8 protein-coding genes are annotated in these 13,153 nt (G+C 74.2%); 5 read left to right on the top strand and 3 right to left on the bottom strand.

Annotated elements, in window-relative coordinates; translation table 11 throughout:
* Window positions 1–529: 529 nt before the first annotated feature.
* Window positions 530–3,829, top strand: coding sequence for a BTAD domain-containing putative transcriptional regulator (locus EV562_RS34875; protein ID WP_166662169.1), 3,300 nt, complete (start codon window positions 530–532; stop codon window positions 3,827–3,829).
* Here EV562_RS34875 and EV562_RS34870 read toward each other — a convergent pair.
* Window positions 3,816–5,525 (bottom strand): sigma-70 family RNA polymerase sigma factor, encoded by a 1,710-nt coding sequence (locus tag EV562_RS34870; RefSeq protein WP_347877085.1) that lies wholly within the window; start codon window positions 5,523–5,525, stop codon window positions 3,816–3,818. The genes EV562_RS34875 and EV562_RS34870 overlap by 14 nt on opposite strands.
* A 63-nt stretch (window positions 5,526–5,588) precedes the next feature.
* Here EV562_RS34870 and EV562_RS36040 point away from each other — a divergent pair, with 63 nt between their 5' ends.
* A complete protein-coding gene (locus EV562_RS36040; protein WP_347877084.1) occupies window positions 5,589–5,897 on the top strand; it encodes a hypothetical protein in 309 nt (102 codons plus the stop codon).
* 384 nt (window positions 5,898–6,281) lie between these two features.
* On the opposite strand, the gene EV562_RS34865 is transcribed toward EV562_RS36040, so the two are convergent.
* Window positions 6,282–7,103 (bottom strand): helix-turn-helix domain-containing protein, encoded by an 822-nt coding sequence (locus EV562_RS34865; protein ID WP_133890875.1) that lies wholly within the window; start codon window positions 7,101–7,103, stop codon window positions 6,282–6,284.
* Window positions 7,104–7,476: 373 nt separating this feature from the next.
* On the opposite strand from EV562_RS34865, the gene EV562_RS34860 reads away from it, so the two are divergent.
* Together EV562_RS34860 and EV562_RS34855 are read left to right on the top strand one after the other, a co-directional pair.
* Window positions 7,477–8,856, top strand: coding sequence for an NAD(P)/FAD-dependent oxidoreductase (locus tag EV562_RS34860; RefSeq protein WP_133890874.1), 1,380 nt, complete (start codon window positions 7,477–7,479; stop codon window positions 8,854–8,856).
* Between the two features lie 180 nt (window positions 8,857–9,036).
* Window positions 9,037–10,704: a SpoIIE family protein phosphatase gene (locus tag EV562_RS34855; RefSeq protein WP_133890873.1), complete on the top strand. Its 1,668-nt coding sequence runs from the start codon at window positions 9,037–9,039 to the stop codon at window positions 10,702–10,704.
* A gap of 44 nt (window positions 10,705–10,748) precedes the next feature.
* On the opposite strand, the gene EV562_RS34850 is transcribed toward EV562_RS34855, so the two are convergent.
* Window positions 10,749–12,026 carry an MFS transporter gene (locus EV562_RS34850; protein ID WP_133890878.1) on the bottom strand — a complete coding sequence of 426 codons (1,278 nt, stop codon included), beginning with the start codon at window positions 12,024–12,026 and terminating at the stop codon, window positions 10,749–10,751.
* A gap of 146 nt (window positions 12,027–12,172) precedes the next feature.
* On the opposite strand from EV562_RS34850, the gene EV562_RS34845 reads away from it, so the two are divergent.
* On the top strand, window positions 12,173–12,721 hold the full coding sequence (locus EV562_RS34845) for a MarR family transcriptional regulator (protein WP_133890872.1): 549 nt from the start codon (window positions 12,173–12,175) through the stop codon (window positions 12,719–12,721).
* Window positions 12,722–13,153: the final 432 nt, after the last annotated feature.

The following is a 13,153-nucleotide window of genomic DNA, read 5'->3' as shown; positions in this document are numbered from 1 at the left end:
GGGGTGGGGGGGGGGGGGGTTTCGCGCTTGGGGTGGGGGGGGGGGGGGGGGGCGGGGGGGGGGGGTGTCCGTCCTCGGAACGGCGCGGAATCGGTTACTTGAAGAGGGCTCGGGGCGTTGACGCGCCAACCGCTGCGGGCGGACACCCCCCGCCCCGTCCCCTCCCCGCCGTACGCGAGTGCGGGTCGCCATCCCCCGGCGGCCCCTTCCCGCCGTAGGCGGCTGCCGGTCGCCGTCGCCGCGTCGCCGCGGGTGGTCGCCGCCCCGCCGCCCCCCGCTGCGGGCAGTCGTGCCGCTGGGGCGGCACGGGTGGGCGCAGCGGCACCCCGGCAACGCCGGGTAGCGCTCTCCTCGCCCCGCACCCACCCCGGCCCACCGCCGGGAAATGCCGAGCCGCGTCCCGCCCCGGCCACCGGACGACGCCGGGTCGCGACCCACCCCGCCCCGGGCCAGAGGCCGACGCCGGACCACGTCACCCCCAGCCCACCGCCAGGTGCCCGCACACAGCCCCCTCCGCGACAATGACCCCGTGCGGTACAGAATCCTGGGCGTCACCCAGACGGAGGACCACGGCACCGTCGCAAGCCCCGGCGGCCCCCGCCTCCGCGCGCTGCTCACCGCCCTCGCCCTGCGTGCCGGCGAGGTCGTCACCCCCGCCACCCTGATCGACGAGGTCTGGGCGCAGGACGACGCGCCCCAGGACGCCCCCGCCGCCCTCCAGGCCCTGGTCGGCCGCCTCCGCCGTACCGTCGGCAAGGACGCCGTCGCCTCGGCGCCCGGCGGCTACCGGCTCGCGGCGACCCGCGACGACGTCGACCTGTTCGTCTTCGAGCGCCTCGTACGGCAAGGCACCACCGCCCTCGCCCACGGCGACGCCGCCACTGCCGCCCGGAGCCTGGACGAGGCACTCGCCCTCTGGCGCGGCCCCGCCCTGGCCGACCTCCCCGGCCACGCCACCGGCCCCGAAGCGCTGCACCTGGAGGCGACCCGCACCCGCATCGAGGCAGGTCTGCGCCTCGGCGACGCCCACGACGCCGTCCCGCGACTGCGCGAGCTGCTCACCGCACACCCGTACGACGAACCGCTGCACGCCCTCCTCATCGCCGCCCTGCGCGCCACCGGGCGCGACGCCGACGCCCTGGCCGCCTACGAGACCACCCGCCGCACCCTCGCCGAAGGGCTCGGCACCGAACCCGGCCCCCGACTGCGCGCCCAGCACGCCGAGTTGCTGCACACGGAGCGGCGCTCCGCCCCGGCGCCCGAGCGGGCTCCGGCACGCGGACGCAGGGGCAACATCCGGCCCCGGCTGACCACCTTCGTGGGACGGGAACCGGAAATCGCCGCCCTCCGTTCCGAACTGCGCGAGGCCCGCCTCGTCACCCTCATCGGACCGGGCGGATCAGGGAAGACCCGCCTCGCCGAGGAGGCCGCCGCCGGAATCGATCAGGCGTGGCTGGTCGAGCTCGCCCCGCTCGACCGGCCGGAGGCGGTGCCCGGCGCGGTCGTCAACGCCCTCGGGCTGCGCGAGACCGTGCTGCTGACCGGCGACCGGCCTGCCGTGCAGGACGACCCCGTCGCCCTCCTCGTCGAGTACTGCGCCTCGCGCAGCCGGCTCCTGGTCCTCGACAACTGCGAACACGTCATCGGCGCCGCGGCCCGGCTGGCCGAGACCCTGCTGACCCGCTGCCCCGGCCTCACCGTCCTGGCCACCAGCCGCGAACCCCTGGGCGTACCCGGCGAGTCGGTGCGCCCGGTCGAGCCGCTCGCCCCCGACCAGGCGCATCGTCTCTTCACCGCCCGCGCGAGCGCCGTGCGTCCCGACGCCGAAGCCGTACTGCGCGACGAGGACGCGGTCACCGAGATCTGCCGCCGCCTCGACGGCCTGCCCCTCGCCATCGAGCTGGCCGCGGCCCGGCTGCGCATGCTCACCCCGCGCCAGATCGCCGACCGGCTCGACGACCGCTTCCGCCTGCTCACCTCCGGCAGCCGCACCGCGCTGCCCCGCCAGCAGACGCTGCGCGCGGTCGTCGACTGGTCCTGGGACCTCCTCGACGAAGCGGAACGCACGTTGCTCCGCGAGCTGTCCGTCTTCGCCGGCGGCTGGGACCTGGCGGCCGCCGAGGCCGTCGGCTCCGGGCCCGCCGCGGACCTCCTCGGCGCCCTCGTCGACAAGTCCCTGGTCGTCGCCGACCCCGGCGGCGAGGGCGCCGGCATGCGCTACCGCATGCTGGAGACCATCCACGAGTACGCCGCGGAACGCGCCGCCGAGGTCCCCGGGCTGCGCGCCGCCGCCGAACGCGCCCACCGCGCCTGGGCACGCGCCCTCGCCGAGGAGGCCGACCCGCAGATGCGCTCGGCCGGGCAACTGCCGTACATCTCCCGCCTGGAGACCGAGCACGGCAACATCCGTGCGGCCCTCGACCGCTCGCTCGGCGCCGGGGACGAGCCGGAGGCCGCCTCCCTCGCCCTCGCCATGGGCTGGTTCTGGTGGCTGCGCAACTACCGCCACGAGGGGGTCGGCTGGCTGGACCGGGTCCTGCGCCTCGGCGCCGTCCTGGACGCGTGCGGCGACCGGGTGCCGGCACGGGACGTCCTCGTGCGCCGTACCTCCGCCGCCGATCCCGTCGACGCGCTCCTCGCCGTCCGGGCGGACGACCCCCCGCATCCGCTGCACTCCCTGCGCATGCGGGTACGGATGATGCACATCCTCCTCACCTTCGAGACCGGGGCGAGGGAAGGGCTGGTGGACGAGCGCATGCGGCGGTACGTACGGCGGGTACGGGACCACTTCGCGGCGGGCGGCCCCGAAGCGGCCCGGGTGCCCGGCATCATATGGCCGCTGACCGAGTTCTTCGCCGGCGAACCGGGCGACGTCCGGCCGTCCATGGACGCCTCCGTCGCCAACTGCCGTGCGTACGGGGGTGAATGGGAGATCGCCGCCAGCCTCATGTTCCGTACCCACGCGGTGGTCGACCTTTCGGGCACCCCGGCCGGCATCGACGCCGATCTGGCGGAGATGCGCAGACTCAGCCGCCGCGTCGGCGACCGACTGGTGGAGGCCCAGGTGTGCAGCGCCTTCGGCGAGGCCGCCATGGTGCGCGGCCGCTACGAGGAGGCCAGAGCCGAGTACGAGGAGGCGCTGCGGCTCGCCGAGGAGGTGGGCGCCTTCGCGGAGGCGCCGTTCCTCATCGCCCGGCTCGCCGAGATCGCCTACCGTCAGGGCGACCACGGCACGGCACTCGGCGTACTCGACGAGGCCGGCGCCGCGGCGGACCGGTACGGCGTGGTGGACTCCAAGGCCTTCGTCCTGATGCTGCGGGCCGGACTCGCGGTGGTGGAGGAGGACTTCACGCGGGCCCGCGTGCTGTGGGAGGGAGCCCGCGACGAGTGCCTTCGCGGCACGCCGCCGCCGCAGTTCCTGGCCATGCTGGGGCTGGTGGAGGCCCTGGTCACGGCGGGCGAGTCGGGACCGCGGGACGCCTTGCCGCTGCTGGCCGGCACCATCCGGGCGGCGATCGAGGAGCGGTGCGCCGACCTGGTCCTGGCGACCCTCGTCGACAGCGCGGCCGGCCTGCTGAGCGACCTCGGCGACCACGCCCGCGCGGTACGGCTGCTCGGCGCCGCCGGGCACTGGCGGGGCGACCGTCCGCGCCCCATGCCGGACCGCGCCCACGCCGAACGGGCCGAGGCCGCCGCGCGCGATGCCCTCGGCACGGAGCGGTACGGCGCCGAGCTGGCCGGGGGCGCCGGCCTCACCCCGGGGGACGTCCTGGCCGAGGTGGGGGAGGCGGTACGGCAGCCGGTGCCGGAGGCTCCTACGCGCAGGTGAAGCGGGACCGGGCCCAGTCCGCGAGCGCCACCGTGTCGAAGGGGCGGTGCGGCTCGGTCACCAGCCGCAGCGTCTCGCGCCCCGAGATGTCCAGGTGGACGGGTACCGCCGGGTCCCCGCCCCGGACCGGTCCCGAGTTCCACAGCCGGACGCCGTCGGCGTACACCGAGAAGCGGACCTTGCCCAGCTTCGCCGTCAGGTCGTCGACGCCGGCCACCGCGTCGTAGGACGAGCAGTCACGGTTGAGGTCGATGGTGACCGAGGAGCGTCCGTGGACGGTGACGCCGTGCGCGTACCGCACGCCGCCGATCGAGAGGGCCGAGCGCTGCCACACCCAACTGCTTCCGGCCAGTCGCATCTCGGGGCCGGTGCCGTCGCCGCTCACGTCGTACGCCAGCTCGCTCCACCGGTATTCGGCGGTCGGGGGTGGCGGGGGAGGCGTGGGAGGCGTGGGGGTGGGGGGAGGTGTGCTGGGGGGTGTGGTGGGCGTGGGTGGCCGGGGCGCGGGTGGCTTCGGGGAGGGGGGTGCGGGGGTGGGCTTTCGCGTCGGGCGCGGCTTCGGGGTGGGGGTGGGCTTCGGGGCCGGGTCCGGGGCGGGTACGGGCGGGGCGTCGGGCGGCCGCGTCGAGGGCGTGGGCGTCGGCGTGTCCGGGGCGGGCTGCGCCACCGGTGAGGAGACGGGCGGGGCCGCCTTCGGCGGTTCCTGGTCCGGGGAGTCGCTGCCCGCGAGCCCGAGGGCCAGGGCCGCCGCGGCCGCCACCGCGACCACACCGGCCGCGATACCGGCCTTCACCGGCGCGCCCAGCCCTTCGGAGGCGGCCGCCCCGCTCCCGGCGCCCGCCCCGCCCGACGTACCGCCGCCTGCCGCGGCCGCGGCTCCCGCCGCACCTGCGCCCGCGCCCCCGGCGACGAGTCCCGCCACCTTCGCGTACCCGGCGGCACCGAACCAGCCGATGACCGCGACGGGCACCGCGGCGGGAATGCCGCTCGCGACCTCTTCGATCTGGGTCGCGGCCAACCGGCACCTGGCGCACTCCTCCAGGTGCTTGCGCAACCCGCGCTCGGCCCGGATGCGCAGCCTGCCGCGCGCGTACGAGCCGAGCCGGTCGGCGTACCGGGCGCACTCCTCGTCGGTGGCGAGGGCGTCGCTGACGTGGGCCTGGAGGTAGGCCTGCTTCAGGCCCTCGCGGGCGCGGCTGGCGAGGACCCGGGTGCCGTTGGCGTCCAGGCCGAAGAGCACGGCCACCTCGCTCGGCGACTCGTCCTCGACCTCGGTGTGCCACAGCACGGCCTGCCATCGCTCCGGCAGCGACCGGAAGGCCCGCATGGCCATCGACTGCTCGGCCTCGTGCAGGGCGCGGACGTCGGCGCCCAGCTCCAGCGTGTCGGCGTCCGGCACCTTGGTGGAGTGCGCGGCCTGCGTGGCGAACACCGCGAAGTCCTCGACCAACTGCTCCCGTCCGGCCGACCTGGTCCAGCCCGCGGCGACGCGCCGGACCGCGGTGAGCAGGTAGGCCCGCACGGCGTACTCGGGACCCGAACCGCCGCGCACCGCCTGGAGCATGCGGGCGAACACCTCGGCGGTGAGGTCGTCGGCGGTGTGGGCGTCGCGGCAGCAGGTGCGCGCGTACCGGCGTACGGCGTCCGCGTGGCGCCGGTACAGCTCCTCGTAGGCCGTGTCGTCGCCCGAGCGCATCCTCCCGATCAACTCGGCGTCGGACGCCGGTAGCTCGCGTGACGGAGGCAGGACGCCACCAGCGTGCTCCTCCCGGAGCGGGGGCACGACGCCGTCCTCGTGCAGCTCGCGCTGCGCCGGGACCCCGGCCCCCGCGCGGGCCCCGCCTTCGGCAGGCTCCTCCCGGCCGCCGTCCCGGGAGGGGGCACGGCCCGCGTCGTCGGCCGGCCGGTCGCCCCTCCCGGGGGCGGCGTGGCCCCCGGGGCGGGCCGGTCCGCCCTGACCCGGCACCTGCGGCGAATCGCCGGTCCGGGGCTCGCCGGCCCGGGCGTCGGTGGCCCGGGCGTCGGTGGCCCCGACGTCACCAGGGGCCTTGTCGCGGTCACCGAATGACCCGTCCCGCCCGTCAACGCTCATCGCGGAAAGCCCCCGCCAACCTGCCCAGCCAGTCCCGACACCGGGTCAGCGTGCCACATCGGCTCCGGGCCGGGGCCAGGCTGCCCTGACCATCACTCGTCCGTGGGGACGTGCAGTGCCGTACCGCGGTGACCACGCTCAGCTGTTCGGGGAAGAGGCAACCGGCCTACGGGCAACGGCCATTGTTCAGGCCGCGGCCCACGGGCAACGGCCCACGGGGCACGCGGCACGGGCAACTGTGGTGCCGCCGTCCCGCCCCGGCCGACATGGCTGGTCGGTCCGTCCACCCCGGCCGACGTGGCTGGTCGGTCCGTCCACCCCGACCGACGTGGCTCGTCGGTCCGTCCGCGACGGGCCGTCTCAGACCGGTCGCGAGCGCAGCCCCTCCAGCAGGATGTCCAGCAGCCGGGCCGAGGCCGCCGCCTGCTGGGCCGGGTCGGGCAGCGAGGGCGCCCCCGTGGCTATCACCAGCAGGACGTCCGACACCGACACGTCCGGTCGCAGCTCACCCGCCGCCCGGGCCCGGTCCACGAGCCGGCCCACGACCTCCAGCAGCGCCGCGGCGCCGTCGTCGCCCGCAACCGAACCCATCACCGAGTCGGTCAGCGGACCGGCGGCGACGGCCGTCGCCGCTCCGGCCGCAGCGGTCTCCCCGGGCACCAGCCGAAGCTCACCGGTGCCCGACTGCGTCCGCTGCTGCGGCACCCGCGGGTCACCGGTCGCCGCGCCGACGACGCCGCCGTCGTCCGGCACCTCGACCCGCAGCACCTGCGGCGGCAGCAGCCGGCCGGCGCCCGAAGCCACCGACGTCCGCAGGAAGCGGGACAGTGCCGACCACGGTTCGTCCTCCTGCCCGAGCGCCGTGCGGGCCTGGTCGGTCAGCCGTGCCGTCTCCTCCTCGGCTATCCGGCGGACCAGCACGTCCTTGCTCGGGAAGCGCCGGTACACCGTGCCGACACCGACCCGCGCGCGCCGCGCCACGTCCTCCATCGGAGCGCCGTACCCCAGCTCGCCGAACACCTCGCGCGCGGCGCGCAGCACGTGTTCCAGATTGCGCTGGGCGTCCACCCGCAGGGGTGCGGTCCGTGTCGCGTCGCCGTGTGCGCCGCCCGCCGCCGTGCTCATCGTGGCGCCGGGCGCGACAGCCGACGCGGACGACCAATGAGAATCCTGAACATGCATAGACAATCCCCCGGTAATGACGTCTCCCCCCGGAGACTCTCCCCGCCATCGAAAGCCGGAGTGCGTGGAAGGGCCCGGTGGTGCGGCCCGCTCGTCGCGGACCACGAGCGCGCATCCCCCCACACTCCGTCGGAACGAACATAGTTGAGCGAGGGTCAATTCAGAAGGGGCACGTTCCGCACGGAGCGCCCCCCGATCGGAGCACCGCTCGCATTCGCCCCGAATGTGCCGCTCCCGGCCCCCACGTCCACCCTCGCTGACCTGCGTGATCACCACGCGCCAGGGCGATCCGGCCGGCTGTCCGTCCCAGCGATCTCCGGTCACACAATTTGACGAGCCTGTGGACAAACGCAAGCGCCGGGTGCGTCATGGGATGGTGAAGGAACGTGCGCGCATTCTCGTTGTCGGTGGTGGCTACGTCGGGATGTACACGGCCCTGCGGCTGCAACGGAATCTCCGGGGCGAACTGCGGCGGGGCGAGGTGGAGATCACCGTCGTCACCCCCGACCCCTACATGACGTACCAGCCCTTCCTCCCCGAGGCGGCGGCCGGCTCCATCTCCCCGCGGCACGTCGTCGTGCCCCTGCGCCGCGTCCTCGGCCAGTGCGACATCGTCATCGGCGAGGCGCACTCCATCGACCACACCACCCGCACCGCCACCATCACCACCCTCGCCACCGACGAGGAGAGGACGGGCGCCCGCCGGCTGACGTACGACGAGCTCGTTCTCGCGCCGGGCTCCGTCTCGCGCACCCTGCCGGTCCCCGGACTCGCCGACCACGGCGTCGGGTTCAAGACCGTCGAGGAGGCCATCGGCCTGCGCAACCACGTCCTCGAACAGATGGACATCGCCTCCTCCACCCGCGACCCCGCCGTCCGTGACGCCGCCCTCACCTTCGTCTTCGTCGGCGGCGGCTACGCGGGCGTGGAGGCCCTCGGCGAGCTGGAGGACATGGCCCGCTACGCCGCGCGGTACTACCACAACGTCACCCCCGAGGACATGAGGTGGATCCTCGTAGAGGCGTCGGGCCGCATCCTCCCCGAGGTCGGCGAGGACCTGGGCCGCTACACGGTCACCGAACTGCGCCGCCGCAACATCGACGTACGCCTGGACACCCGCCTCGAGTCCTGCGCCGACCGCGTCGCCGTCCTCAGCGACGGCTCCCGCTTCCCCACCCGTACGGTCGTCTGGACGGCCGGCGTCAAACCGCACCCCGTCCTCGCCTCCACCGACCTGCCCCTCGACGACCGCGGCAGGCTCACGTGCACCGCCCACCTGTCGGTCGACGGCGCCCCGCACGCGTGGGCGGCCGGGGACGCCGCCGCCGTCCCCGACGTCACCGCGTCCGGACCGGGCCGGGAATGCGCCCCCAACGCCCAGCACGCCGTCCGGCAGGCCAGGGTCCTCGGCGACAACGTCACCCATGCCCTGCGCGGCGAGCCCCTCGACACGTACGCCCACAAGTACGCCGGTTCCGTGGCCTCCCTCGGCTTCCACAAGGGCGTGGCCCACGTCTACGGCCGCAAGCTCAAGGGCTACCCCGCGTGGTTCATGCACCGCGCCTACCACCTCAGCCGGGTCCCCACCGTCAACCGCAAGGCGCGCGTGCTGGCCGAATGGGTGATCGCCGGCCTCTTCAAACGGGAGATCGTCTCGCTGGGTTCACTCGAACATCCGCGGGCCGAGTTCGAACTGGCGGCCGGTGGAAAGCCTTCTCAGGAGCCTCCGCACAACCCGAAGGGGTCGTCCTGACCGGACGCAGGAACTCCCCCGGCCGCTGGGGCGTCTGACGGATGTCGGCCGGACGGGCACCCTGCCAGACTGGTCGACCACGCGGGCGCGCCGCCGCTCGCCCCAGCGCGGCCCCCGGGGCCCGGGCCGCCCGGTCCGACCCGGTCCCCGGCCGCCGACAACTACACGAGGCAAGGATTCGTGAACTTCACGCGCTGGAGCGCCCGACTCCCCGGAACGCAGCGCCGCGCCGCGGCGCGGACCGACCCGGCGGTCCCCCCGGACCGCCGGGGAGACGGCTCCGTACCCGCGGCCCGCGCCGAGCAGCTCACCGACGAGGCACCGCCCGCCCCCGTCATCCCCGGCGTCGACGAACTGCCCGTACGCGACGTCCTCGACCGCGTCCCGGCCCTCGTCGCCCTCGTCCACGGCCCCGAACACCGCCTCTCCTACGTCAACGACGCCTACGTCGCCGCCTTCGGCACCCGCGACCTCGGCGCCCGCGCCCGCGAGGCCCTCCCCGAGCTGGACGAACCGGGCCTCTTCCCGCTCCTGGACCAGGTCCAGCGCAGCGGCAGACCCCGCACCCTCAAGTCCCGCAAGGCCCCGGACGGCCGCTCCTACACCTTCACCTGCACCCCGGTCACCGAGACGGGCGGCGGGGACGGGCGGGACGGCCGCGGTGTGCTGGTCTTCGCCACCGACGTCACCGACCACGCCGAGGCCGCCGGCCGACTGCGCGCGAGCGAACGCCGTCAGCGCGAAACCGCCGTCACCCTCCAGCGCTCCCTCCTCCCGCAGGAGCTGGAGGAGCCCGACGACCTGCGCGTCGCCGCCACCTACCACCCCGGCGGCACCGAGGCCGCGGTCGGCGGCGACTGGTACGACGTGATCACCCTCGGCGGCGGCCGCACCGCCCTGGTCATCGGCGACGTCATGGGCCGGGGCGTCCGCGCGGCGGCCGTCATGGGCCAGCTCCGTACGGCCGTCAGGGCGTACGCCCGCCTCGACCTGCCCCCGCACGAGGTGCTCCAGCTCCTCGACGGTCTCGCCGCCGAGATCGACGCCAACCAGATCGCCACCTGCGTCTACGCCATCCACGACCCCAACGAGGGCCGTCTCGTCTACGCCTCCGCCGGCCACCTGCCCCTCCTCGTCCGCGACGAGAACGGCACGGTGCAGCGCGCCGACGAACCCACCGGCCCTCCGCTCGGCACCGGCGGGTGGATGCACGCCTCCGGCTCGATCGCCCTGCCCCCCGGCTCCACGGCCGTCCTCTACACCGACGGCCTGGTGGAACGCCGCGACGAGGACCTCGACGAGGGCATCGCCGCCCTGGAACGCGCCCTGTCCGGCGCGACCGGCACGCCCCAGGTGGTCTGCGACCGCCTGATCCGCTCGGCGGGCGTCACCCCGGACCACGACGACGACGTCGCCGTCCTGGTCCTCCAGCACCCCGCCCGCAAGGGCGCCGAGGCCGAGCTGTTCCGCAACGCCGCCCTGGAGCTGCTCGGCGGCGTGGAGGCGGCTCCCCGCGCGCGTGCCTTCGCCTCCGGCGTCCTCACCAGCTGGCGCTTCCCCGCCGACCTGCACGACCTGGGCGTCCTGGCCGCCAGTGAACTGGTCGCCAACTCCCTCCAGCACGGCACGCCCCCGATGCGGCTGCGCCTGCGCCGTACCGACCGCCGCCTGATCATCGAGGTGACCGACGGGGACGACCACCTGCCCAGACGCCGCCGTGCGGAGGCCGGCGACGAGTCCGGCCGGGGCATCGCCATCGTCGCGACGATCGCCTCCAGCTGGGGGTCCCGGCGCACCCCGGGCGGCGGCAAGGCGGTCTGGTGCGAGTTCGTCCTGCACAAGGAGTGAGCCGGGGCGCGGGCGGAAAGGACCCGCCCGCGCCCCGGCCCGCCTCACGCCTCCGCGGCCACCACCGCGTCGGCCGGCGCCCCGCCCTGCCTGACCACCCGGCTCCTGGCCAGTGACGGCTGGTTCTGTACGTCGGTGAGCTGCCGCCCCAGCCGCACCGCCAGCCCCGTGATGCCCAGCGAGAACAACAGGAACGCCACGATGTACGGGCCGTGCAGGGAGGCCCCCAGCGGCCCGCCCACCGCCGGACCGACCGCCAGCGCGAGCTGCTTCACCAGGGCGAAGGCGGAGTTGTACTGCCCGGCGAGCCCGGTCGGAGCCAGGTCCGCTACCAGCGGCGCCAGCGTCGGCGACAGCATGGCCTCACCCAGCCCGAACAGCGCGTACGTCGAGATGAACGCGGCCGTCGCCATCGTCTGGCTGCCGTGTCCGAGCCCGGCGTATCCGGCCACGGCCCACGCCACGGCCCAGATCAGCCCCACGGACGCGATCACCCGCGACCGCTTGCGCCGCTCCACGAACTTCAGCACCAGGAACTGCGCGACCACGATCATCAGTGTGTTCGCCGCCAGCGCGGTCCCCAGCGCGGACGTGGAGATCCCCACCGCCTCGACGCCGTACGCGCTCAGACCCGACTCGAACTGGCCGTAGCAGGCGAAGAACAGCACGAAGCCCAGCACGCACAGCTGCACCATCGCCTTGTTCCCGAGCAGCTGCTTCCAGCTCCCGCCGCCGGTCTGCCCCGGCGCCGCCTCGATCCGCGGCGCGCGCGGCACCCGCACGGTCGCCATGACGGCGGTCAGCACCAGGAACATCAACGCCTCGATGGCGAAGAGCAGCGTGAAGGAGGAGGCGCTCGTGGTGTCGACCAGGTGACCACCGATGAGCCCGCCGACACCGAGCCCCAGGTTCTGCAGGAAGAACTGCATGGCGAACGCCCGGGACCGCGTCTCCGTCGTGGAGCAGTCCACGATCATCGTCGCGAGCGCCGGCTGCATCACGGCCTGCCCCGCCCCGAGCGCGGCGGCGGAGGCCAGCACCGTGCCCGCCGAAGCGGACAGCCCGAGACTCATCGCACCGAGGGCGGCGGTGACGAGGGCGACCAGGAGCACGGGCAGCGGGCCGCGCCGGACGATGGCCCGCCCGGCGAACGGCAGCGCGATCAACGCGGCCACGGCGAAGACGGCGAGCACGAGGCCCGCCGTGACCGAGCCGAGTCCCCGTACCTGCGCCACATAGACGTACAGGTAGGGGACGGTGAAGCCGAGTCCGAACGCGCTGAGTGCGTTGCCCACGTGAATCCGGCGCATCGCCGCGCCCATTGCCCTGGTCACGTTCACCCTCTCTTGATCTCTGGGGATCGATCGCCTCAGCCGTTAGAGCTGAAGACTTAGAAGCTAAAGTTCGAAGCTAAAGAGTACACAGCGAAGGACTTCAAGGCAAAGGAGTCGCGTGCCATACTGCGGCCATGGGCGACACCTCCGGCGCCGGCGAGCCGACACTCGAAGAACAGATCGCCGCCTACCAGCGCGAGTTCCAGGACCTCGACCCCCAGGTCGAGAAGATCGTCTCGGCGCTCTCCCGCCTCAACCGCCGCATGAACGTCGCGTACGGCCGCCAGACCGCCGAGCTGGGCATCAGCACCACGGACTGGGAGGTACTCAAGGCCCTCGTGCTGTCCGGCGCCCCCTACCGCCTCGGCCCCGGTGAACTCGCCAAGCGCCTCGGCCTGACGCCGGCCGCGATGACCCACCGCATCGACCGCCTGGTCGCGGAGGGCCTGGTCACCCGCGAGCGGGACGAGACCAACCGGGTCCGTGTCATCGTCGCGATCACCGCGGAAGGACGCGAGAAGTGGCTGGAGGCGATGCGCCTCGCCACGGTCTTCGAGGAGGACCTGCTCCAGGACCTCTCCGCCGACGACCGCAGCGCGCTCGGTGAGGTGCTCACCCGCCTGCTGCGCAGGGTCGAGCACGCGCAGCCGGACGCCGAGGGCCGGCTCACCGACCTCGATTAAAGATCTTGACAGCCGTGCTTGACAGCCTCCTGGGGCATCCGTACAGTTCTTCGGGTTGCCACGGGACCGTAACGGTTCTGCGGTAGCACCTCCCGCCGCAGCAGCGGCACTCACACCACCAGCACGACCCCCAATGGGAATGACTTCGGCGCGCCCGAATTCAATTCCGCTGGGTACTCGTCACCCCGATCGGACTCGATTGGGAATCGCCGAGAAGGTCCGCTAAGGTTTGAGACGTCGGAACGGCCCAACAGCCGGGACGACAACCCCCTCTGACGGGGAATCAGGGCCCGAAAGGATCTGATAGAGTCGGAACCGCCGGAAAGGGAAACGCGAGAGCGAGAACCTGGAAAGCACCGAGGAAATCGGATCGGAAAGATCTGATAGAGTCGGAAACGCAAGACCGAAGGGAAGCGCCCGGAGGAAAGCCCG

This window comes from Streptomyces sp. BK208, from assembly GCF_004364245.1.
Taxonomy (GTDB): domain Bacteria; phylum Actinomycetota; class Actinomycetes; order Streptomycetales; family Streptomycetaceae; genus Streptomyces.
This window is presented reverse-complemented; position numbering and strand designations above follow the sequence as displayed.